A 24,128-nucleotide genomic window follows, 5' to 3' on the forward strand; every position below is an offset into this window, starting at 1 on the left:
CACGAGAAGCTGGACGCGCACTACGGGGCGAGTGTTTGATGGATCGAAAAGACGACTGCCCAATCTGAGCTCCTGTGATAGAATCAGCTCATGACTGCCAGCTTTGACTCGATCCGTGACGCCGTGCTGCACCTGCCCAAGGGCGATCAAGTGCGCATCCTCACCCTTGTGGCGCTGGACGTTGCGGATGCGCATCCTGGCATCGACTTTCAGGAGAATGTCTGCGGTGGTGCGGCCCGGATCATCCGCACGCGGATTCCTGTCTGGCTGCTGGAATCCCTGCGGCGCGGCGGCAAGACAGACGCTGAGCTGCTGGCTGCCTATCCTTCGCTCAATGCCGAGGACCTCGCCAACGCGTGGAACTACGCGCGTTCGCATCGGGAGGAGATGAACCGGGAGATCGCGGCCAATGGAGATGAATCATGACCGCCCGGCTGTATTCCAACGAGAACTTCCCGCTGCCAGTGGTCGAAGCTCTGCGCCAAAAAGGACATGATGTGCTGACAACCCGTGACGCAGGAAGGGCCAACGAAGGCATCCCGGACGAGGAAGTTCTCGCTTTTGCCATCGCTGAAAAGCGGGCTGTGCTCACGCACAACCGGCAGGACTTCATCCGTCTGCACCGGCTCAACCCCGAACACGAAGGCATCATCGTCTGCACCGACAATCCCGATTTTCCAGCCCTGGCGGTCAAGGTGCATGACCAACTGCAAGCGGTGAACTCGCTTAAAGGTCTGCTGATTCGAGTCAATCGAGGCCAATAACGATGCCATGCCCATCCCGCCCGTCACCCACTGGCGCATCCCGCTACTCCAGTTGCTCGGAGATAGCATGGAGCGTGCGCTTGCTGAGGCTGCCAATGCTTTGGCGGATGCTTTCAAGCTCACGGACGAGGAACGCAGTGCCGTGCTGCCGATCGGTTATCCGGTGGTGCGGCATCGCACGGGCTGGGCTGGCTTTCATCTGCGCAAGGCGGGCCTCGTGGATGACACCAAGCGCGGCATCCTGCTCATCACGGAGGAAGGCAAGAAGCTGCGGGCGACGAAACCCACCAGCCTGTCCGAGAGCGTGCGGATGAGGATTACTTCGCCGAACGTGAAGCCTCAAACGTTCCGGGCATGAAATTCAACCCACACACCCACCGCCTGTTCACTGATGACGGCCGTCTGATCAAGCGGCTGGCCTGCGCGTTCCAGGTGGACTGGAGCAAGCTGGAGGCGACGGAGGATCTGGCGGCGCGGCGTTGTGACCGCTGCCAGCATGCGGTGACGGACACGGCGCTGCGGACGGAGGCGGAGCTGCTGGCGCTGATGGCGGAGAATCCGCAGGCCTGCCTGAAGGTGAACCTTTCTCAAGAGAACCTGACCCTGACCTACCAACGATGAAAGCCGACGAAGCACCAAAGAAGAAACGCCTGCGGGTGATCAAGACCGCGCGGACGGAAGCCGCGATCAACCAGGCGGCGAAGGCGGGCTTCCGCCCGCTGGTGCGGCCGGTGAAGCCCTCGAAGAAGATTCACAGCAAGTTCAGCGTGTGGCAGAATCAGGCCACCGGTGAGATCGAGGTGGTGGGCGATTTCCGCTCCTGCCACTTCGCCGAACCTTGGACACAAGTGATCGGCTGGACGGAGTATTACCCGCATGCCTTTCCAGAGCCGTTCGCCGCCTACCTGATCCCGCCGGACCTCCAGCCGGGCGAGCGGGTGCTGGTGAAGGATTTGATCGAGGATTTCGTGGGGACGAGCTGGAACCAGGGCGACAATTACCGGCTGGAGTCCGGGGAGGCAGTGTGGGACGGCGAGGACCTGAAGATCGACTACCAGCCGTCGAGACACCGGCAGGTGGTCTTCGGCTGAGGCGCTTCCGTCGCAGGCAGCATCTTCTCTCACCGCCGCCAGAGGATGGACGGCTGGATCTGGGCGAGGGTGGCGCAGCCGGTGAGACCCATGGCGACTTCGAGCTCGGCGCGGAGGATGTTCAGCACGTGGGCGACGCCGATGGCACCGGCGACGCTGAGGCCGAAGAGGCAGGGGCGGCCGACGAGGACGGCGCTGGCCCCCAGGGCGATGGCTTTGAGCACATCGGTGCCGCGACGGATGCCGCCATCGAGGAGCACGGGCACGCGGCCAGCGACGGCTTCGACGATCTGCGGCAGGACGTCGATGGTGGCGGGCATGGTGTCGAGGATGCGGCCACCGTGATTGGAGACGATGACTCCGGCGCAGCCGCGCTGGATCGCATGGTGCGCATCATCGGGAGAAAGGATGCCTTTGAGCAGGACGGGCAGTCTGGTAAAGCTCAGCAGCCAGTCCAAGTCGTCCCAGGTGGGGGCGTCGTCGAGCAGGGAGCCGAAGGCGACGTTCTCCCCGGCCATGCGAGGGCGGAGGTCGGGCTGGCGCATGCCGCGCAGGTTCACGGCCTCGATGCCGTCCGGCATGCGGAACTGCGCCCGCTGCTGGCGGTTGCGGATGCCGGTGAGCGGGGCATCCACGGTGAGCACGAGCGCCTGATAGCCCGCGTTCTCCGCCCGGCGCACGAGCTCCTGCGTGAAACCGCGATCCGGCTGCATGTAGAGCTGGAACCAGAGCGCTGTCTCCGCCGCGGCGGCGATGTCTTCCAGCGGCACCGTGGCGCGGGTGCTGACGACCATGCCGGCCTTCATCGCCGAGGCTCCGAGCACGGTGGCCAGCTCCCCGTCGGGATGGGCGAGGCGATGGTAGGCGATGGGGGCGAGCAGGATGGGATGGTCAAAGCTGCGGCCGAACAACTCCACGCGCATGTGGCCGCCTTTCAGGTCCCGCAGCACACGGGGCACGAGTTTCAGGGTGTCGAAGGCGCTGCGGTTGTCCCGCAGGGTGATCTCATCGGCGGCACCACCGGAGAAGTAAGCCCAGGCGTTTTCGCCGAGGTGGTGGCGTGCCAGCGGCTCGTAATCGGCGAGCGCCACGACATCGGGCGGGATCTGCGTGAGCGGTGGCAGCGGAAAGGACATGGGGCGGAGGCGAAGGGGGCTGCGGGCCGGTCAATGCTTCACCGGGGCGGCCTTGGTGACGCTGAGGCCGGTGAACTCCACCCAGCAGGGCCGCGTGGGGGCCCAGGAGGAGTCGCCACCGCCATGGAAGGTCTCGAAGTAGAGGCCGTCCACGCCGAAGCTGTCCACGCTGCGCCATTCCATGTCGGTGCGCTCGACCATGAGGCGCTGGCCCTGGCCTTCGAGCGTGGTCCACACGCGCAGGGTGCCATCGCGCTGGCCGGGCGCGTTCATCGTGACGGCGATGCGCACTTTCACAGCGGCATCGGTGGGAAAGCGGAAGTCGGTGGGAAAGGCGAAGCTGTCGCCATAATCGCCCTTCTGGTTCTTGTGATACACGTAGGCCTCGCCACGGCCGTCCTTGCGCCACATGAGGCGTGCGGAGAAGCCGTTCGTGCCGTCCGCAGGCCGTCCACCGCTGACGTTTTCGGGGCCGCCGCAGAGGCCGGGCAGCTTGCCACCTTTGACGAAGTCGAAGTCGCTGCTGAAGCGCAGGGTGTAATGCAGCTCGGCCTTCTGATGCCGTCCCATGGGCCAGCGCCAGCCCGCGCCGCCTTTCTCCGGACCGATCTGGCCGGTGGCGAAGTTCACGCGCAGCCACTTCAGCGAATCGTGCTCCACGACTTCGCAGCGGCCGTCATTCACGCCGCCTTCAAACTCGCACCCAGGCCAGTCGGCCTTCCACTGCGCCTTGGTGTAAGGGCCGGGAGCGCCGTGGAAGGTGACGGAGAGCGGCAGATCGGCCGCGAACAGACCGAAGGCGGAGCCCAGCAGGCAAAGCAGAATGTGGCGGAGGCGCATGCGCCGCGAACAAACACCGTGATGCCGGCGCCGCATGTGAAATCACGCGGTCCGGCGGCGGCGCAACGCGAGGGCGCAGAGCGCCATGAGCAGCAGCACGGCGCGTGACGGCTCCGGCACGACGACGATGATGCCGTGGCTGGCGAACAGGTCGGTGTTCAAGGCCAGCCCGGTGCCCAGCACGAGACCGCTGAAGTCAAAGCTGGCCGTGCCGGTCATGCTGCTGGAAAGGGTCGCCCAGTCGAGCAGGTCAAACACGTCGCCAAACTCGGGCGTGTAGCCGTTGAGGAAGGTGGAGTCGAGCTTCAACACGCCATCGAACTCCGGCGCGGAAGGCCCGTTGGAGACGAGGTGGTCGTGCAGGGACACGGTGTTCGCCGCCTCCCAGCCGTCGATGATGGTCGAATTGATCGAGCCGAGGTTGTTTTCATGGCCGCGGATGGAGGCTTCATCGTTCAAGGTGGCGCTGCCGAGCTGCATGAGCAGCGTGCCGCCGGCGCTGACCGTGAGATCACCGCCGACGGTGAGCAGACCCTCCGCAGCGACGCCGGGAGCGACGACACCGCCACTGTTCACGATCAAATCACCGCCGATGACGCCCGTGCCGCCGAGGGTGGCATTCACGGTGACGGCTCCGGTGCCGGTGGCGGAGCCAGTGCTGTTGTTCACCAGCAGAACCCCGCCATCCACGAGCGTGGGGCCGCTGTAGGTGCTGGCGGCGGTGAGTTCCAGCGTTCCGGTGCCGAGCTTGGTGAGTCCGAGGCTGTTCGCGCCGCCATTGGTGTCGCTGATGGCGGTCGCATAGGTGAAGGTGCCGGTGGCGTTGGTCGTGTCGATGCCGAGTGAGGAGCCGTCCTTGAATCCACCGGATGCGGTGCCCAGCGCTTTGATCACATCGAGATCTGCAGCGGTGAATTCACCTGTGCCGCCGACATTGAAGGCGGCCGTCGCCCCGGATTCGACGACGAGGTTCGTGGCGGTCCAACTGGCTGGCGTGTTGTTGTAGAAGGCAGTTTGTTTTGCGAACTGCAGCGTGCCGGCGGAGACCGTGGTGACGCCGCTGTAGGTGTTCACGCCGTCCATGATGAGCAAACCGGGGGTGGTCTTGGTCAAACCGCCGCCGCCATTGAGCTCGGCCACGTTTTGCAGCGTTCCGGAGGCGGCGACGAAGGTGAGCACCTCCGTCGCGGTGCCGATGGCGTGGCCGGTCATGTCGAGCGTGGCACCATCGAGCGTGAGCGTGGCGTTTTCCGTGCCTGCGCCGCCGGTGCGGACGATGTCGCCCGTCACGGTGACGGTGCCGCCGGTGAGGTCGATAGTGGAGTTCACTGTGCGGCCGGTGCCGGCGCTGGCCATGTTGATGGCGGTGCCTGAGCCGCTGCCGATGATGACGCTGCCGCCGGTGACATTGAGATCCGCGTTCACCGTGCCCCCGCTGCCGCTGTTCGTGCCCATTTCGATCGAGCCGATGATCACGGAGGGCGTGCCGCCGGGATCGCTGTCGCCCAGATTGACGGTGGCCGTGGCTCCGCCGGTGCCGGAGCCGCTGCGACCGGCCATGACGAGCGTGGAGATGTCCAACGTGCCACGGTCAAAGGTGAGCGTGGCGTTGGTGCCGCCGGTGTTGGCGGTGCGTGTGGCCATGGTCAGCGTGCTGATCTTGAGATCAGACACATGACCGGCGAGGTTCAGCGTGGCGTTCATGGTGGTGCCGGTGCTGCCGATGGTGTTGACCATGTTCACCAGCGCGCGGCTGTCTTCCTGGCCGTCCGAGCCGCGCAACCTGAAGGTGCCGGTGGTGTCGCCGGGGTCGAACTGCACCACGCCGCTGGAGCGCACGCCGGAGAGGGCGCTGCCGATGTTGAAGATGTCCGCGTTGAAGACGTTCGTGCCGCTGCCGAGCGTGAGCGTGTGGGTGGAGCTGCCGCCGCTGCCATCGCCGATCTTGATCGAGCGGGCGGTGATGGTGTTGTTGATCGCGAGCTTCGCGGAGGATGGATCGGAGGTGGTGCCGGTGTTGATGTCGCCCAGCTTGAAGATGCCGGCGTCGAGTGCCGACGGTGGCGGAGCCGATGGTGGCCCCGAAGACGAGGCTGCCGGTGGTGTTGATGGCATTGTCCGCACTGGCGGCCAGGGTGCCGTTCGCGGCGACGAAGTTCAGCGTGCTCAACGGTGCCGCGGCGGCCAGCGTGGTGGTGCCGGAGCCGTTTTGCACCACGGAGCCCGATCCCGTCACCACGCTGGAGACCACGAGGCCGCTGTCGGAGCGGTTGAAGGCGAGAATCGCGGAGCCTTCCACGATCACCTCACCACAGCCCAGCGTTCCGGTGCTGCCGCCGTTTCCGATCGCGAGGATGCCGGAGCCGACCCGCGTGCCGCCGGTGTAGGTGTTCGCGCCCGCGAACACGGTCGTGCCCGGGCCGGTGGTGCGCACATTGACCATGCCGGTGCCGTTGTCAGCGATGACCGCGCCGATGGTGAGCGGCTGCGTGCCGGTGGAATCCTGATTTTGGAGGAACATCGTCGCCGTCGTGTTGTCCGCCGCGCCGGCGGTGAGCGTGCCATTCGCGGTGAACGTGAGCGCGGAACTGCCATCCGGCTGCAAAACGCCGCCGGTGGCGATGCGCAGCACATTCCCGGCGCCAATGTCCACCACGGCCTCTCCTCCGGCCGCGCCTTGAAGCAGCGTGTAGATCGTGGTGGTGCCGGGAGCGGCCAACGTGACCGGATTCACCGTGCTGCCGGCCTCGATGATGCGGACATTGTCCGTGGGGGCGTTCACAATCGTCTGCGTGCCGGTGCCACCGCCGAGCCGGTCGATGTCCTGATCGAAAGTGCTGAGTCCGACGATGAGTCCATCCGGACCGTTGGTCGAATTGGTGGCCCAACTGCCGCCCGCTGTGGCCCAGCCGCCGAGGATGCCGTTCACGTTCAGATTGTCCGTGGTGGCGATGTTGTCGGCGGAGATGCGCAGGGAGCCCGCGTTCCGCGTGATCGTGTTCAAGTGGATGATGGAGGAGCCGGCGCTGCGTTCGATGGCGACGGTGCCGTTGATCGTGGTGCTGAGGACGACTTCCTCATGAGCGACGGTGCCCGCGAGGTCGAGAATGCCATCGTTCAGGATGAGCGCGGCGGAGTCCGACAGCATCGAGCTGTCCGCAGCGTAGGCGAGCCGCAACGTGCCGCCGGAAAGCGTGGTGGTGCCGGTGAAGGTGTTCCCCATCGTCAGGGTGAGCGCGGCGGTGCCTGCTTTCACAAAGGAAAGCGCCGCGTCGATCTCCCCGGGCTGGAGTTCGAAGAAGTTCAGGCCGTCGCGGATGATGACGGCCACGACGGAATCGACCGACTGCGTGACGGTGATGGAGCCGGCGGTGGTGGCGGCGTTTTCGATGTAGGTGTCTACGGTGGCACCGGTGGAGATGAGGCTGCCGATGGTGATGTTGTTGCCCGAGGTCTGGAGCGTGGCGTTGTTGCGCATCGTGACATCGTTGCGGGCGCTCAAACCGAGGGAGCTGCCGATGCTGACAATGTGCTGCGTGTCCACATCTGACGTGGCATTGCCCATGATGAGATTGCCGGCCCAGCCCGAGTTGTCGCCGTTCAGGCCCCAGACAGGGCGTAGCACGAGGTCATCGAAGGGGCTGGTGATGCTGCCGTTGATGATGTTGGCGCTGCCGCCCTGGGTGATGGAGAGCGTGATGTCATTGCCCACGGCGCCGATGATGTCGCCGTTGAAGTTGATGAAGACCGTCTCCGAGTTCTCGAGGGCGCCGATGGCGCGGGTGTCATTGCGGGTGCTGCCGCTGCTGGTGGTGGCGGTGATGTCGCGCGCGTCGTCCTGGTAGAAGAACTGCACGTCATCCCGCAGCGTGAGGGAGCCGTTGTAGTTCACCACATCCGCCTCCGCCAGATAACGCGCGCCGATGCGCTTGGTCTGGGAGCCCGCGCCGTCATCATTGCGCACGATGATGTCCTGCGTGATGGAAGCCACGTCACGGTAGCCGCCTTCGTCGCGATAGGTCAGCGTGACGGTGCTGTTGCCGGTGACGTATTCCCCCGCCTGCTCGGCGAACAGGTTGTGACCGAGGATGATGGGCAGCGTGCCTTTTCCGGCGACATCACCGGCGCTGAAGAGCTCCAGTTGGCCCTCGCTGACGATGATCTGGCCGGTCCATTCGGGGTTGTTCTCGCGCAGGCCGAGATAACCCGCGCCCACCTTGGTGATGCCGCCGTCGCCGGTGATGTAACCGCCTGAATCATTGAAGTAATTCGAGCCGCGCACGGTGTTGATGATCATGGCCCCGGCGATGGAGCCGGCGGTCTGGAAGCCGTCCGGAGTTCCCGCATGGCCGAGGCTGTCGATCTGGATGACGCCGCGAAGGCTGATGTTGTTGTTGTGCGGATTGGCCGCGGTGTTCACCGGCGCGAGGTCGAGAATGCTGCCGCCTTCAAAGATGAATCACTCCTGCAGGGCCTGCGTGAGCGCGGTGCCCGAGTTGCTGGCGCTGGTGGGGTGGATGGCCAGCGTGGCGCCGCTGCGGACGATGGTGCCGTCGAGAAACGCGTTGTTGGAGCCGAAGGGTGTGCGCGTGCCGCTGTTCGTGGTGGTGCCTTCCCACTTCAGCGTGCCTTCCTTCACCTCGGTGAGGCCATTGTAGGAGTTGTTGATGTTGGTGATGAGCAGCGTGCCCGCGCCGGTCTTGTCGATGCGGCCCACGGCGGGATAGCTGGCGTAGTCGGCGATCAGATTGGCCTCGGAGGCGATCACACCGCCGAAGGTCAGCGTGGTGCCTGCGGCCACGTTCACCTCCCCGCCATTGCCGCCGAGCGTGATGCCGCGGTTCGCATCCAATGTCATGTCCGCGGTGGTGGCGAGGATGCCGCCGTTGATGTGGAGGCCATCCGTCACGGGTGCGACCGGGGCGGTGCCGAGGTTTGCATCACTGGAGACGCTCAAAGTGCCGCCATTGAGGAAAGTCCGGCCGGTGAAGGTGTTCGCGCCCGACAGGACCAGCACACCCGAGCCGGTTTTCACCAAGGCATTGCCCGTGGTGCTGCCGGGATTGTCCTGGATGACGGAACTGATGGTCATCGTGCCGCCGCCATACTGGTGGATGATGAGATCGGCGTCCGCACCGGCCTGCAAGGTGCCGTTGATGATCGATTTCGCGCCAGTGAGCACCTCCGAGCTGACCATGATGCCGCCGCTGGTCACTTCGAGGCCGTTGGTGGCATCCACGCTGCCGCTGCCATCGAAGTCGAAGTGCAGCGTATTCACCGGCACCGACGCAAGGCCGCTGAAGCCGGTGCCATTCTCACTCACATCGAGTCCGGTGGTCCACAGGCTGACATCGCTTTCATTCTGACGGCCCGCGCCGGCGAACAGCGTGAGGCTGCCATTGCCGCCCGTGGTCATGGCAAAGTCGAGCGCGTTCACCGTGTAGGTGGCCGTGGCGGCGTTGTAGGTGTACGAATTGCCGTAGGTGGCCCAGGCGATGGCGAGATCGTCTCCCGGCAGGCCGCTGCTGCCCTGAAGCGTGATCGAGGCGGTGCCCGTGCCGGTGGTGTTTTCGACAAAATTCACCGTGCCACCCGACTGGCGCGTCACCAGCGTGGCGGTGTCGAAGCCGATGTTCATCGTGGCATTGAAATCGCCCGCGGTGACGATCACATCCGTGCCGCCGGGAGCGATGAGCGTTTCGATCGTCTGGGCGAGCGTCGCGGTCAGCAGCGCCTGGGCGGTGTAGTTGGCTGTCTCGGCCGCGATGGCTCCTGTGGCATCCATTTCGATGCCGCCGCCGGCCAGGATGAGCTTCGCGCCGGTGTCGAAGCGGCGGCCGGTGTTCACGCCGTAGTTCGTCAGGCGCAGCAGGCCGCCGGACATGTTGAGCTGCTCGACATCGCCATCGGTGGTGCCCGCGCTGTTGTAGTTCACCACGCCGCGGCCGATTTTCGTGAAGGAGGAGACGGTGTCCACGTCCGTGTCATCCAGCCGGAAGTTCAGCGCCATGGTGCCGCCGGCGGCCTGATACACGGTGAGATCGCGCACGTAGGCGTTCGCAGCGCTGGCACCGTTGTAAACGACACGCTCGGTGCCATTGCCAAAGGTGACGGTGCCGGAGGCGTTCGTGCCGGCCAGCATGACATTGCCGCGGCCGTTGAAGTTGCTCGTGCCGTCGCCGCCGATGTCGATGCGGCCGATGTTCAGGGCCTGGCCGTCCTTGGTGAGGATGATGGCGGTGTTGAAGGTGGAGTTGTTGTTGTTCGAGGAGCTGCCGGCGCTGCCGCTCATGTCGATGCCGCTCTGGCCGTTGGCCGTGTCGGTGAAGGAGGCGGCCGCGGTGTAGAAGTTGCCGTCGCCTTCATAACGCAGGATGCCCTGCTCGATCATGATGCGGCCGGCGGAGTCCCACTGCTGGCGGACATTGACCACGAGTTCGTTGCTGCCGCCGATCTGGAAGCGCAGCAGCTTGTTTTCGTTGTCGGGCGTCACCGTCTCCCCGATGCCGCCGTTGATGTTGTCCCGGAACCGGCCGTTGAGGTTGATGACGCCGCCGGAACTGCTGCCGCCGATGGTGGAGACGAGGCGCGCGTCGTTCAAAGCCGTGTCCGTGCTGATGGGATTGGCCACGTCGTCGCCATAGACGTCGCCATTGAGGTTCAAGGTGGCGAGGGCGTTGACGGAGATGCGGGAGGTGAAGACCCAGTTCCCCAGGCCGTCCACAGCGTCGATGATGACGTCACCGCCCCACGAGTTGTTGCCGCTGTTGCTGTAAAGGACGACGCGGGAGGCGTCGATGGCACCGATGTGCAGGTCGGGCGCGGCCCCGCCGGAGGCCGTTTCGACGACGTTCGTGCCGAGTTCGAGGTAAAGCTGGCCCGAGCCTTCGATGTTCACGTGGCTGGAGTTGCCCAGCGCATGCTGGTCGCGCAGATCGAGGATGCCTTCGGCGATGTTCGTGACGCCGGTGTAGCTGTTCGAGTTGTCGAGATAGATGGTGCTGGATCCCGCCTTCGTCAGGCCGCCGCTGCCGACGATGTTGGAGCGGATGATGGCGCTGTTGCCGCTCTCATTGACCAGGATGATCTCACGGCTGCCAAAGTCGAGCACACCGCCGGCGATGTATTGCGTGCTGCCCGGCGTGGAGCCATCCACCGCACGGGCGAAGAGAATCATGCCGGAGCCGTCGGTGTTGCCGGAGAGGCCGGTGTTCGCGGCGAGCGAATCGCCCAGGTAAACATGCACGCCTGGCGCCAGGACGAGCGCGGAGCCGATTTCGTTCGTGTTGTTGGTGTTCACGATGGAGGTGGGCGTCTCCGTGCCGAAGCGCAGCGAGTTCATGGCCAGGTTCTCCTGGATGTTCACCGGCCGGGTGCCATACCAGTCCACATCGCCATCGATATTGACGTTGTAGTTGATGAGCACGTTCTGATCCAGCGTGCCGAGGTCGGCCAGCGTGATGCTGTGCGGCGTGGTGAGGCTGTCGCGGGTGAGGAAATACTCCGAACCGGCCTGCGTGCCGTCCCATTTCAACGGACGCAGCTCCGTGGTGGCGACGGAGTCGAAGGTCATGAAGTGGTTCGACACATTGTTCACCCCGCCAAAGGCGCCGATGACGATCGATTTGTTCGTGGAGCCGTTCACCCCGCCTCCGCCTTTGATCAACGCCGTGGCGCCGGCGTCGGCGATGAACAGGCGAGCATTCCCGGAAGTGTAGGAGCCGAACGCACCGGGTGTGTTGTCCAGCACCTGGAACTGCGTGATGGAGCCCGCGTTCCGCGTGTAGGACGAAAAAGTGAGGAAAACGTCCTGTGGCGTGGTGTCATCGAGGTCGAAGTTCACCTTTCCCGAGCCGGTGTCCTGCAAGAGGGCGCCGAGCGTCTCCGACGCGGCTGCGGCGGCGTTGCCGATCATGCGCAGGCGGCCCTGGCCGCGCAGCGTCAGGGATCGCGTGTCCGCCACGCGGTCGGTCTCGATGGTGCCGGCGTTGTCGAGGTAGAAGCTGCCGTCACGGCTGACCACGATCGTGGATGGAGCGCCGGAGTAGGTGAGGCGGCCGTCTCCGGACAAGACGAAGCCGCCCGCGGCTCCCAGCGCCGCCACGTCGTCCCCGGCACGCTGCACATAGATGTTTCCTTCGATGAGGTTGTTCGCATTGGTGAACACCAGCGTGCCCGTGTTCACCTTGCTGAAGCCGCCGGTGCCGCCGACAGCGCCGGACACGTAGTGCTCCTCCGGCGAGGTGCGGTTGCTGGTGCTGGTGTCGTTCACGTCGAAGATGTTCGTGTTCGCCGCGCCGGTGAAGTTGATGCTGCCGCTCCAGATGTCCTGGCCCGCGCCGATGGTGACCAGGCTGCCGAGATCGCTGATGAGCCAGCCGCCATTCACATTGAGCGTGGCGGTCTGGCTGGTCTCGGTGTTGACGAGATAAAGCCGCGGAAACACGCGCCGGTCCGTCTGCAGCGTGCCGTTGCCCAGATTGATCGTGGCCGCGCCGATCAGTTGCGAATCCGCGACACCGGCCGCGCCGTCGAAACGCGCCTCGCCGTTGACGATGTCGAGCGTGCTGAAGCCGGTGAAGGTGCCGAAGTTGCCTGCGGACGCGTCCCAGTAAAAGCGCATGTTGTTCAAGGCGCTTCCGGTGTTTGAATTGAGCAGCGTGATGCTGTTGGCGAGACCCGTGCCGCCATCGATGGCGGCCTGCGTGCCGTTCCAGGCTCCTTGAAACTCGAGGTTGATGTCCGAGTCGATGGTGAGCGCGTCATTCAGCGTCACGTTGGCGTCGATGCGGTCGCTGGAGTTCGGACTCAGGCCGGTGGTGCCGGAGTTGTGGTTGAAGTAAGCGCCGAGCTCGCCGCCATTGTTCACATTGCCCACACCGCCGTTGTCGAACACGATCGTTCCGCTTCCTGGCCCGCTGCCGAGCACGAAGGCGTTGGTGTTGTTGTTGTCGCCGAGAAACAGCGTTCCCAAAGTGACCGGCACATCGATGTTGATGATGCGCGTGCCGTTGATGCCCTGGATGACGAGGGCGGTGGCTCCGACGCCGCTCGGATAGTCCGATCCCGGGCTCAGCGCGGTCCAGTTCGAGGTGGTGCTCCAGTCACCGCTGGCATTGACATTCCAGTCACCGTCCTGGCCTGGCGTCTGGGCGTGCAGGCCGCCTGCGAACAGGCCGAGAAACGCGGAAAGGAGAGCGAGGCGGAGAGGAAGGGTGGTTGGGGGTGTCATCTTAAGTTCAGGGCGTTCTCGGTGCCTTTCGAGGGGTGTTGTGAGGCGGGTGCCAGCCGCGTTTCTTCATGAGGGGAAGCAATGGCGCGGACGCACACCCGGCGGTCGTGACAGGCGGATTCTAGACGTCCTGAGAGTACCTCCCGCCTCATGCCGGGTGAATAGGAGCGCGGTTTAGATGCCGCTACGGTTTGCCATTGAAGCGGCATCAGGGCGCATTGTGCGTGCTGTCTTGACAGGCGCGGGCCGGTGAGGGCATTCTTCCCGCACCACCATGCGACGCGCCGTCCTCTTCCTCGCTTTGGCCGCCACCGTCGCGGCCCAGATCACGTCTGAAAACAACGACATGCTGCGCGAGGGGCTGAAACGCTACCCTGACGCTGACACCGACAAGGATGGCATCCTCACCATGGAGGAAGGCCGCGCCTACCTCGCCAAGATGAGGAAGAAGCCGACAGCTCCTGCCAATCCGGGAAAGAACGCCTTGAAGCCGGATTTCACCGATGTGGCCTATGGCACGCATGAGCGCGACCGGATCGACGTCTATCTGGCGAAGTCGGAACAGCCCACGCCGGTCGTCTTCGCGATCCACGGCGGCGGTTTCCGCAACGGCGACAAAAGCCGCTGGGGCAGCGACAAGCAGATGGGTGAGCTGATCGCCAAAGGCGTCACCTGCGTGGCGGTGAACTATCCCTTCCTCGATTCCATGCCGGTCCAGGACATCCTGAGGCATTGCGCCCGCGCGGTGCAGTTCACGCGGCTGAAGGCTGCCGAATGGAAGCTGGACAAGGCCCGCTTTGCCTCCATGGGCGGCTCGGCGGGCGCTGGAACCTCGCTCTGGCTCGCCACACGCGACGACATGGCCGATCCCAAGGCTGAAGATCCGGTGTTGCGTGAATCCACGCGGCTCTCCTGCGCCGTGTGCAACGCCACGCAGGCCACTTACGACCTCACGCGCTGGCAGACGTTTCTCGGGCCGGTGAAACCCGAGTTCAACACGAGCGAAGCCGAGGGAGCGCTCTTCTACGGGCTCTCCTCCATCGCCGATTTTGCCACGGACCGCGGCAAGGCGGTGCTGCGGGAATGCGACATGCTCGGCTGGATCACGAAAGACGATCCGCCGCTGTTTCTGAACAACGCCCAAGTCGTTCCGGCGCCGACGAACCGTGGCGAGTGGCTGCACTGCATCCACCATGCCCGGGAGGTGCACAAGGAGTGCTCCGCCGAGGGCGTGCCGTGCATCGTCCTGCAGGACGCGCCGGAGCCGAAACCCGACGCCATCACCTTCCTTCTGCAGCACCTGAAAGTTTCGCCCTGAGTGGCAAAACCTGCTTGCACGGCGGGCGGAGTCGGCTATTACTCGCGCCCTTCACCGACGCCTGTTGGTTCACCACAGGAAACGCCTCCGTAGCTCAGTTGGTAGAGCAGTTGACTCTTAATCAATTGGTCCTAGGTTCGAGTCCTAGCGGGGGTACCACCTTTCAAAGCCTTGTAAATCAAGGCTTCCAGAATGAGATGGCGCAGCAGCTTGTTCGGGAAGAATTTTTCACCCGGAGATTTTCCGGACACAATTCGCCTCAACTCATGTCCCCATGCCAGGGCGAACCCGCTTCTCGGCCTGCATCGAACGGATAATGGTCGGCGCGTAGTATCATGAAGTCCGACGGAACCTCAGGCATTTTCGCATTGTTGCGTTTCTCGACCACACGGGTATCGGCGACTACGACCATGAAAATACTCATCCGTTGCCTTGTTGCCTTATTGGGCTTTGCGGGAATTGTCGCCGGCCAGGAGGCCAGAATCGTCTCAGTCGAAAACAAGGTGGAAGCCGCGAAAAGTGCCGGTGCCTGGGCTGCCGCGCAGGCGGAGCAGCGGCTCGCCATCCAGGACCGCATCCGCACGCTACGCAAGAGCCGGGCCACCGTGCAGCTCACCGGGCTTTACAACATGCGCATGGAGCAGCTCACGACGGTGGAGATTTCCCCGTCGCTGCTGGATGACAGCAAGCCGCGGCTCGATCTCGGCGGCGGGGCGCTTTTCATCTTCAGCCGCGAGCAGAGCGGTGAGATCGACATCAAAACGCCCGCGGCGAACGGAGCGCTGCGCGGGACGCAGCTGTTTGTGAAAGTGGAAGGCGGAAAGGCCTTTTACCAGGTGCTCGAAGGGCGTGTGGATGTCAGCAATGCCCACGGGCGCGTGGAAATCAGCGCAGGCGAGGCGGCGGAGGCGGTCGCAGGCGCGGCACCACGCAAGACCGCCGTGCTGGAGGCGAAGAACATCCTGCAATGGGCGCTTTATTATCCCGCCGTGATCGATCCCGCAGAGCTTGAGGCTGCGAATGGGCAAGGTGATGCCTTGAAGGCCTCAAGGGCACTGCAGGCCTACACGGAAGGCGATTTGCTCGCGGCGTTGGAGTTGCCGAATGGCAGCTCGCTGGCTCTGGAGGCATCGGTTTTGCTCACGGTGGGCCGTTTGGACGAGGTGAGGCCGATTTTGGCGAAAATGCCGGTTTCGAGCCCTTTTCGCAAATCGCTCGAAAAACTCGTTTTGGCGGTCAACCACGAAAAAACGGCGAATTGGCCTCTCGAAGCCATTTCGACCGCTTCGGAGGCGATGGCGGAGAGTTATTACCGCCAATCTCAGCATGACCTCGAAGGTGCACGCGAGGCGGCAAGGCTCGCGGTGAGGCTTTCGCCGCAGAATGGCTATGCGTGGACGCGACTCGGCGAGTTGGAGTTTTCTTTTGGCCGTGCGGCGCGTGCTTTGGAGGCGCTGGATAATGGTTTGAAGCTCACGCCGCGCAATGCGCAGGCACATGCGCTGCGTGGATTCGTGCTGAGTGCGCGGAATCGCATCACGGAGGCTCAGCAGGCCTTTGAAACGGCGACGAAGCTCGATGGCGCACTCGGCAATGGCTGGCTGGGGCTCGGTTTGACGAAGATCAAGCAAGGCCACCTCGCGGAAGGTCGCGCGGACCTGCAAACGGCGGCCACGGTGGAGCCGCTGATGTCGATTTATCACAGCTATCTCGGCAAGGCCTTCAGCGTGGAAGGTCGTCGTGATGATTCGGAGAAGGATCTGGCACTCGCGCAGCATCTCGACGCGAATGACCCGACGCCCTGGCTGTACAGCGCCATCGAGAAGCAGCAGCAAAACCGCAGCAACGAAGCCATCGAGGATTTGCAGAAGTCGATCGACCTGAATGACAACCGCCGCGTGTATCGCAGCGAGTTCTTGCTCGATCAGGACAAATCCGTGCGCAGCGCGAACCTCGCGGCGATCTACCGCAACAACGGCATGGATGCCGTGGCGCTGCGCGAGGCCGCGCGTGCGGTGGACAGCGATTTCACGAATGCGTCAGCGCATCTGTTCCTCGCGAACGCGTTTCACTCGCTGCGTGATCCACAGCGCATCGCTCTGCGCTATGAGACGCCGTGGTTCAATGAACTGCTGCTGGCGAACTTGCTCTCGCCAGTGGGCGGCGGGCCGCTTTCGCAATATGTGTCGCAGCAGGAGTATTCGAAGCTGCTGGAGGCGGACGGCATCGGCGCGAGCATCGCGGGCGAGTATCGCGGCACGGGCGAGTGGCGCAGCTCGGCATCCGTCTTCGGCACGCATGGAAACTGGAGCTGGGGCCTCGATTATTCGCTGCGGGACACGCACGGCACGCGCATCAACAACGAAGCGAGCATCCAGGAGCTCTACGCGCAGGTGAAGTGGCAGGCGACGAGCGATGATACTTTCTACTTCCTCGGCAAAATGTCGAAACAGGAGAGCGGCGACACCTTTGAGACCTACAACAACACGCCGCTGGCTCCGGATCTCTTCTTTGATGAGAAACAGCAGCCTGGATTGCTGCTCGCAGGTTGGAATCACCGCTGGGGACCCGGCTCGCACACGCTGTTCCTCGCTGGTCGCCTCAGCGCGACACAGCGCCTGCGTGATCCGCGTGCGAATCAGCTCCTCATCGAGCGTGACTCGGCCGTTTTGAATCCTGCGGTGGTCACCACGGTCGGTTTCTTCAATGTGTTCTCAAATCCAGCCTTTACCTCCACGCTCGGCGTGGATGGCGAGACGTTGATCCACTCGCCTGAGCTGGTGGCGGCGATGCAGCCCTTCCTTTATTCCGGCAATATTCTTGGCGTGAATGCCACGCCGTTTGATTTCCAGACGCGGCGTGAGTTTGAGATCTACACGGCGGAGATGATGCACATCCAGAAGATCAAGAACCACAACCTGCTGGCGGGTGTGCGTTATCAGGATGGCGAGTTCGAGACGACCTCGCGCCTGAGCGTGATCCGACCGAATTTTGCCGGTGGTTTTACCACGCCAGCCTTCCAGCAGACGGACGTGGTCGATTTCCAACGTCTGAGCCTCTATGCGTATGACTACTGGCAGCCGAAGCCGTGGCTCACGCTCATCGGCGGGGTGTCTTGGGACCGCATCGACCATCCGCTGAACTTCCGCAATCCGCCGACGAGCGGTGCGCAGACACAAAATGAACGCGTGTCGGCAAAGGCGGGCTTCATCTTGAATCCCTCGCGCTGGGTGCAGGTGCGCGGGGCCTTCACGCAGGGCCTCGGCGGCGTGACGTATGACGAGAGCGTGCGCCTAGAGCCGGTGCAGATCGCCGGTTTCAATCAAAGCTACCGCACGGTGATTTCCGAGAGCCTCGCGGGCTCGGTAGAGACGCCGCGTTTTCAAAACATCGGCCTGAGCATCGAAGGCATGCTGCCGACGAAGACATGGTGGGGCCTCACCGGAAACATCATCGAGCAAGACGTGGATCGCGTGGTGGGCGCGTTCACGGGCTTCTCACCGGGCGTCTTCCCCATTGAGCCGGCGTATTTCCCGAGCAGCACGCGGCAGAGCCTGTCGTATCGCGAGCAGTCGCTGCAATTCACGCTCAACCAGCTCGTGGGCAAACGCTGGGCGCTCGGCGGCCTGTATCGCGTGACGGAATCCGAGCTGCGCACGACCATGCACGACCTCGCAGCCTTCGGTGCGGCGAATGGCGTGCTCACCGACCGCGCCACGCTGCATGAGCTCGGCCTATCCGCGAACTACAACTCCCCCCGCGGCTTTTTCGCCCGCATGGAGGCTAATTTTTATGCGCAGAGCCTTCGCGATGATCCGAACTCCGGTGTCGGCCCCAGAGTTGGAGATCGCTTCTGGCAGTTCAACGCCTTCGCGGGTTATCGTTTCAACCGTAACCTCTGCGAATTCAGCGTCGGCGTGCTGAATCTGACCGATCAAAATTACCAACTCAGCCCGCTGAATCCGTGGTCGGACATTGCGAGAGAGAGGACGTTTGTGTTGAGGTTCCGGCTGAGTTTTTAACCGGTGCGTTTGTGGTTCTCGGGCCGAACGGCATCATTTCCGGACAGCAGCGCGTAGCTTGGGAGTTTTTCCTTCTCATCGTCTTTTGTCCCAGTCTCCGCGCGCGGTGCGCGTCTCATAGCGCGATGGTGATTTTCGCCACGTCGCACTAGTTGCAGTTAATCTCGCCTTCGCCCCAGAAGCGGGCGGGGAGGTTTGGATGTTTGAAGAAAGCGGGAACAGGTGGAATGCGGCTTCGTTTTCATGGGGGAAGAGCCTCCTGCCGCCGGATACCCGCGCGGGGCGGGTTTGTGACAAGATCGCCGAAAACCCGCCTCCAAACACCCGCTCCACTTTTTGCGCGGGATGTGTAACATGAGCGGATCGTCCGGGTATTCATCCAAGGAAACTCCTTCATCCATGTCCCTACTGTTACACCGCCCTCGTCTTCACGCTGCTGCCGCGTTGCTGGTGTTTTTGTGTTTGAGTAGTCCGATCGCCATGGCGCAGGTCTATGAGAAGGTGTTCGATTTCGGAATCGGTCGCAACCCTCTGGTCAAGCCTGTTGGTTTAGTCCAAGACAATGATGGACAGTTTTATGGCATCACAAGGGCGGGGACTTTCTTCAGGATGACGCCTGGAGGAACCGTAACCAATTTGGGGGAGTTTAATAATGGCTATGGAATGACGGGACTTGTCAGGGCAAGTGACGGGAACCTTTACAGTACGCGCTTTGGGGAAGATATTGAAGGACAAAAAGGGGCTGTTTTCAAAATGACTCCGTTTGGCACTTTAACGCAGATAGCAGGATTTGCCGGGAACGGCCCTGCAAGCCTGGGGGAACATCCTGCGGCATCGTTGCTTCAAGTGGGCAGCTATTTTTTTGGAACGACTGTTTATGGTGGAACCTTCAACCACGGCACGATCTTCAAAGTATCGCTAAACGGTGAGCTGAGCACGGTCATCGAGTTCACAGGCGGTGAATCGAACAACCGTGGCAGCCGCCCGGTCGCGGCCCTGGTTTTGGGCGATGATGGTAATCTTTACGGCACCACGACCCAAGGTGGCATCCATGGGGGCGGCACCGTCTTTAAAATGACGCCTTCAGGCACCTTGACGACCTTGGTGGATTTTACTCATGACGAAGGTCCGAACAGGGGGAGCTGGCCGGGCGTTTTGGTTTCGGGCAGCGATGGAAACTTTTATGGTTTGACCCGCTACGGTAGCACTCTGGGTGGAGGCACCGTTTTCAAAATGACACCGTCCGGGGTGCTCACAACTTTGGCCGAATTTAGCGCTGAGTATGATCCAGACGAGGAGACGGGTTATGACACTTTTCCCGATTCACTAATCCAGGGCAGCGACGGGAATTTCTATGGAACGACAGAGACTGATAAAACAGAAGCAGGCGGGGATTTCGTCGGTGGCACCGTCTTCAAGATGACAGCATCTGGCGACCTGACAACGTTGGTGGAGTTCGACGACAGCGAGGTAACGGATCGTGACGATATTCATCTGCGCAACAGTTCCCTGATCCAAGGCAACGATGGCGCCTTTTACGGAACAACGGCGTTTGGGGGAGCGGCTGGCGACGGCGCCGTGTTCCGAGTTTCGGCTTCCGGGTTATTCTCGCACCTGGTGGAATTCGACGGCCCCGCGCAAACGCGCAGCCCGTCTTTTCCCAACGCGCTCACACAAGGGGATGACGGCCGTTTCTTTGGCACAACGGCTTATGGAGGATTGGGAAATCGTGGAACCGTCTTCGAATTGAAGACCACAGGCGAGTTGACCACCTTCGTCGAATTCGCTGGAAACGGTCCCGTGAACAATGGAAGCACGCCAATCGCCGCGCTCGTTCAGGGCCAGGACGGGAATTATTACGGGTCCACTGTCTATGGTGGCGCTTCTGAGGAACTGGACATGCCCGCTTCCGGGCACGGCACGATTTTCAGAATGACGCCTTCAGGGGTCTTGACTACTCTGGTGAGTTTTACAGGTAGTGAAGGCACGAATAGAGGTTCTGCACCTGCCGCTGATCTGCTAAGAGACAATGACGGAAACTTCATAGGAGCGACCCAATCTGGCGGCGCTTATGGCCGCGGAACAGTTTTCAAGATGTCCCCGTCTGGGGGGATGACCACATTGGTGGACTTTTCCTTCACAAGTCCGAACAGAGGACGGGTGCCAAATGCACTCATATCGGGCAATGACGGCAATTTTTATGGCACTACGCGGGAAGGCGGTATTGGAGGCATCGGAAACGGAACTGTGTTTCGCATGACTCCTGGCGGGATACTGACCACCCTTGTGGAGTTCACTTGGAACGTGCCGCCCTACAAGGGATCGCAACCCAACGCTCTGGTGCTCGGCAATGACGGCAATTTTTACGGTACCACCACCGGCGGGGGGATCGGAACAGACGGCGACTCCCGATCCGGCTATGGCACCGTTTTTCGAATGACGCCGGAGGGGGCGCTGACGACGCTGGTCGAGTTCACTTTAAACGGGCCGCTAAATAAAGGCTCGCAGCCAACCAAGCTCGTCCTTGCCGGTGACGGCCATTTCTACGGAACAACCACCTACGGGGGCTTTGGAAGCAATGAAGCTGCTGCCATTCCTGGCGCTCGTTTCACCGGTTACGGAACGCTTTTCAAAATGACGCATTCCGGGGAACTCACAACGATCTGGGAATTTTCCGGGGCGGAGGGGAATCCGTATGTGGACCTTGTTGCCGGTGCGGACGGAAACCTCTACGGCACAACAGGCGGGCCTCATGGCACCATTTACCGCCTTGTCTTTCCTGGCGTTCCTTTGATCGGTCTAACGCAAGCCACACCTGCGCTAGGCGGTCATGTCCAGGTGAATGCGCGGGTCAATGCGCGCGGAACCTTCACTCAGGCGTCACTGGAATACGGCAATGACGGCGTGAGTTTCCCTTTCACGATTCCACTGAGTCCGAACTTGAATGGTTTCCAAACTCAAACAGCTGGAACTTCGGTGGAGGGATTGAATCCTGGCGCAACCTACTTTTACCGCGTTCGTGCGCAAAGCATCCGAGGCACCGCAGTCAGCCCGGTGGGTAGTTTCTCCACTCTCGCGGCCCCGCTTTCAACTGTCACACCTGCCACCGATCTCGCCCCCGCCAGCGCGCGTCTCAACGGCACGGTGAACGCTCGCAATTACGACGCCACGGTGCGCTTCGAGTGGGGCACGGATGGCAACACATTCCCAAATTCGGTCGCCGCCACGCCCGGCACCGTGACGGGGAACAGTGACGTTTCCGTCTCCGTTCCCGTGGCCGGTTTGACCAAAGGCACGACGTATTATTTCCGCGTTGTGGCCACCAACGCGGGCGGCACGACCGTCAGCGGCACGCAGAGCTTTCGCACCTTGACGGAGCCCGCCGCGACCATCGGCGGGAACTTCGCGCTGACGACGACGAGCGTGCGCGTGGAGGGCAGTGTGAACGCGCAGGGCAGTGACAGCAGCGTGGTCTTTGAATATGGCACGGACGGCGTGAGCTTTCCGAACAGTGTCGCCGCCACGCCGGGCACGGTGAGCGGGGATGCCGGCACGCCGGTGTCCGCGGTGCTCACGACGCTGTCGCAAGGTGTGACGTATCACTACCGCATCCGGGCGACGAGCGCGGGCGGTGTGGGCACGAGTGCGAGCGCGAGTTTCTCCATGAATGTGCTCTCCGGCTTCGCGCAGGTGTTTCCAAACGCGCCGCCGGAATCGGAGGGCTTTTTGACGGTGAACCTCAGCACTGGGGGCATCTTGCACGGGTGGCGCTTCGTCGGCGAGCAGCAGTGGCGCTCATCTGGCCTGCCGGTGGCCGGTTTGACGACCTCGAACCGGGAGATCGAATTCCGTCCGGTGCCTGGCTATGTGCAGCCGGAGCCGGAACCGGTGAGCATCCTCAGCGGCGAGGCTTCGGTTTATGCCTTTGAATACATCAGCGGGGGCAGCACGGGCAGCGGCAACATTCTCGTGACACTGAAGCCTTCCACTCTCGCGGAGGCGCAGTGGCGGCTGCTGGGCGAAACGGATGCGCAGTGGCGAAACAGCGACACAGCGCTCAACGGCCTGCCGCCGGGCAATTACCTCATCGAGTGCAAACCGGTCGCTGGACGTGCCACGCCGCCGAATGTGAACGTTTCCGTCATCAACGGCCAAACGACCGCCGCGACGATCACCTACTTCCTGCCGGACGCGGCCACAGGCACGCCGCCAGCGGTGCTTTCCTTTGAGAGCGTCTCCGTGGACACCACGCGGCCTTATGCGCATGTGGGGCAGTTTCGCAGCCAGGTCGGCAGCAGTAGTGGCTTCGTGGTGAAACCACGCGTCGTCGCCACGGCGGCGCATGTGGTGTGGGATGACGGCCGCGTGGTCGATAATGGCTCCGGTGGCTCGACGCTGGCCGCGGTGCAGGGGGTGCAGTGGCTCTTCCAAAGGTATCGCGGCGTGCATGAGCCCACGCCGGTCATTCCGCGCGGGTTTTACACCTTTGATGGCTATGCGGCGCAGCGTGTGATCGACAACTCGCCCGGTGACTCCTCGCCCGCGTCACAGCACCTTGATGTGGCGGCGGTGTATTTCAGCACGAACGCGGGACGCGGTGGCTACAGCGGCTTTTTGGCGAGTGATCTGGCGCAAAATGAGTTCCTGCTCTCCAGTGCGAACAAAATGCTCGTCGGCTACCCGATGGATGGCATCAGCACCACGAGCCAAGGCCGCATGCACGCGACTTCGCCCTCCAATGTGGTCTTCAGCAGCTCTTTTGGCCGCACCTTCACCACGACGGGCATCCGCAGCAGCGGCGGAAACAGCGGTGGGCCGCTGTGCGTGCAGTTTGAAGGCGGCGCGTATTACCCGACGGCCATCTACCTCGGTGGAGACAATCAGACTGTCGTCCGCGCCATCGACAGCGAGGTGGTGGACCTTTTCAACCGTGCGGAGATCAGCAGCAACGGTGGAGACAACAACACCGGCGGCGGCATCACGCACACGAGCATCAGCGGCACCACCAGCAGCAGCACCGGCAGCGTGCAGATCCTCATCGAACCCGAAGCTGCGAGAAATGCAGGAGCAGGCTGGCGTCTCGGTGACAGCGGAAGCTACCGTGCAAACGGCGCGGTGCGCAGCAGCGTGACGCCAGGTAGCTACACCTTGAACATGATCGCAGTGGCTGGTTTTGACACGCCCACGTCACCCACCATCACCGTGAGCGGCGGCCAACTCACCGCAGTGACCTACACCTACGCACCACTGATGAACCCGCAGGAAAGCTGGCGTCAAACTCACTTCAGCACCACCGCGAACACCGGCAACGCCGCCGACACCTTCGACTTCGACGGCGACGGGTTCACGAATGCGCAGGAATACGCCGCAGGGACGAATCCGACGCTCAGCGGTGACTTCTTCAAGGTCACCGACAGCCAGCGCACCGCGTCCACCTTCACGTTGAGTACAGCAGGCAAGGCCGGACGCACCTACACGCTCCAGCGCAGCGTGAATTTGAGCTCCTGGACAGCCGTTGGCAGTCCGCAGGGACCGCTCGTCAGCGATGGGGCAGTCACTTTGCAAGATGCTGCGATGCCGAATGACGCGGCGTTTTACCGGATTGTGGTCACGGGGCCGTAAAACACTGTTAGTGAACAGCCAGGGAAGTGAGGCTGTTTAGCAGATTTCCGCCCCCTGCGGCGGCGACAGCTTCTGGCAGTTCAACGCCTTCGCGGGTTATCGT

At 62.8% G+C, this 24,128-nt stretch carries 13 protein-coding genes and 1 tRNA gene; 9 read left to right on the forward strand and 5 right to left on the reverse strand.

Translation table 11 applies throughout. The features are described 5' to 3' along the window. Positions 1-90 precede the first annotated feature (90 nt). The 5 genes from IAE77_RS08760 to IAE77_RS08780 are packed head-to-tail and all read left to right on the forward strand — an operon-like array spanning position 91 to position 1,855. The gene (locus IAE77_RS08760) at positions 91-426 is read left to right on the forward strand and encodes a DUF433 domain-containing protein (RefSeq protein WP_294224845.1); all 336 of its coding nucleotides are present in this window, start codon (positions 91-93) and stop codon (positions 424-426) included. Beyond that, complete coding sequence (locus IAE77_RS08765; RefSeq protein ID WP_294224847.1) at positions 423-764, forward strand: DUF5615 family PIN-like protein; 342 nt, start codon at positions 423-425, stop codon at positions 762-764. The genes IAE77_RS08760 and IAE77_RS08765 overlap by 4 nt, the downstream gene beginning before the upstream one ends. Positions 765-771: 7 nt before the next feature. Further along, positions 772-1,122: a winged helix-turn-helix domain-containing protein gene (locus IAE77_RS08770; RefSeq protein ID WP_294224850.1), complete on the forward strand. Its 351-nt coding sequence runs from the start codon at positions 772-774 to the stop codon at positions 1,120-1,122. Next, positions 1,119-1,385 (forward strand): hypothetical protein, encoded by a 267-nt coding sequence (locus IAE77_RS08775; protein ID WP_294224853.1) that lies wholly within the window; start codon positions 1,119-1,121, stop codon positions 1,383-1,385. The genes IAE77_RS08770 and IAE77_RS08775 overlap by 4 nt, the downstream gene beginning before the upstream one ends. Further along, the gene (locus IAE77_RS08780; protein WP_294224855.1) at positions 1,382-1,855 is read left to right on the forward strand and encodes a hypothetical protein; all 474 of its coding nucleotides are present in this window, start codon (positions 1,382-1,384) and stop codon (positions 1,853-1,855) included. Before IAE77_RS08775 ends, IAE77_RS08780 begins: the two co-directional genes overlap by 4 nt. Positions 1,856-1,884: 29 nt before the next feature. Here IAE77_RS08780 and IAE77_RS08785 read toward each other — a convergent pair whose 3' ends face one another. From IAE77_RS08785 to IAE77_RS08805, 5 genes are read right to left on the reverse strand one after another with little or no spacing between them, the layout of a single operon-like run. Beyond that, positions 1,885-2,991 carry an alpha-hydroxy acid oxidase gene (locus tag IAE77_RS08785; RefSeq protein WP_294224857.1) on the reverse strand — a complete coding sequence of 369 codons (1,107 nt, stop codon included), beginning with the start codon at positions 2,989-2,991 and terminating at the stop codon, positions 1,885-1,887. Positions 2,992-3,021: 30 nt separating this feature from the next. Beyond that, entirely contained in the window at positions 3,022-3,831 is an 810-nt protein-coding gene (locus IAE77_RS08790) for a polysaccharide lyase (RefSeq protein WP_294224860.1), read from the reverse strand. A gap of 42 nt (positions 3,832-3,873) precedes the next feature. Continuing rightward, positions 3,874-5,568, reverse strand: coding sequence for an autotransporter-associated beta strand repeat-containing protein (locus IAE77_RS08795; RefSeq protein ID WP_345780971.1), 1,695 nt, complete (start codon positions 5,566-5,568; stop codon positions 3,874-3,876). Further along, positions 5,498-8,251, reverse strand: a complete 2,754-nt coding sequence (locus IAE77_RS08800; RefSeq protein ID WP_294224863.1) for an autotransporter-associated beta strand repeat-containing protein — start codon at positions 8,249-8,251, stop codon at positions 5,498-5,500. Before IAE77_RS08800 ends, IAE77_RS08795 begins: the two co-directional genes overlap by 71 nt. Before the next feature lie 39 nt (positions 8,252-8,290). Continuing rightward, a complete protein-coding gene (locus IAE77_RS08805; RefSeq protein ID WP_294224866.1) occupies positions 8,291-13,063 on the reverse strand; it encodes an autotransporter-associated beta strand repeat-containing protein in 4,773 nt (1,590 codons plus the stop codon). A gap of 274 nt (positions 13,064-13,337) precedes the next feature. Here IAE77_RS08805 and IAE77_RS08810 point away from each other — a divergent pair, with 274 nt between their 5' ends. The 4 genes from IAE77_RS08810 (at position 13,338) to IAE77_RS08825 (ending at position 24,025) form a co-directional block, all read left to right on the forward strand. After that, positions 13,338-14,381, forward strand: coding sequence for an alpha/beta hydrolase (locus IAE77_RS08810; protein ID WP_294224869.1), 1,044 nt, complete (start codon positions 13,338-13,340; stop codon positions 14,379-14,381). Positions 14,382-14,464: 83 nt separating this feature from the next. Next, positions 14,465-14,540, forward strand: a tRNA-Lys gene (locus IAE77_RS08815). Positions 14,541-14,791: 251 nt separating this feature from the next. Beyond that, positions 14,792-18,403, forward strand: coding sequence for a TonB-dependent receptor (locus tag IAE77_RS08820; RefSeq protein ID WP_294224871.1), 3,612 nt, complete (start codon positions 14,792-14,794; stop codon positions 18,401-18,403). Between the two features lie 753 nt (positions 18,404-19,156). Further along, entirely contained in the window at positions 19,157-24,025 is a 4,869-nt protein-coding gene (locus IAE77_RS08825) for a choice-of-anchor tandem repeat GloVer-containing protein (RefSeq protein ID WP_345780970.1), read from the forward strand. Positions 24,026-24,128: the final 103 nt, after the last annotated feature.

Origin of the sequence: Prosthecobacter sp., from assembly GCF_014879935.1 — a bacterium.
Classification (GTDB): Bacteria; Verrucomicrobiota; Verrucomicrobiia; order Verrucomicrobiales; family Verrucomicrobiaceae; genus Prosthecobacter.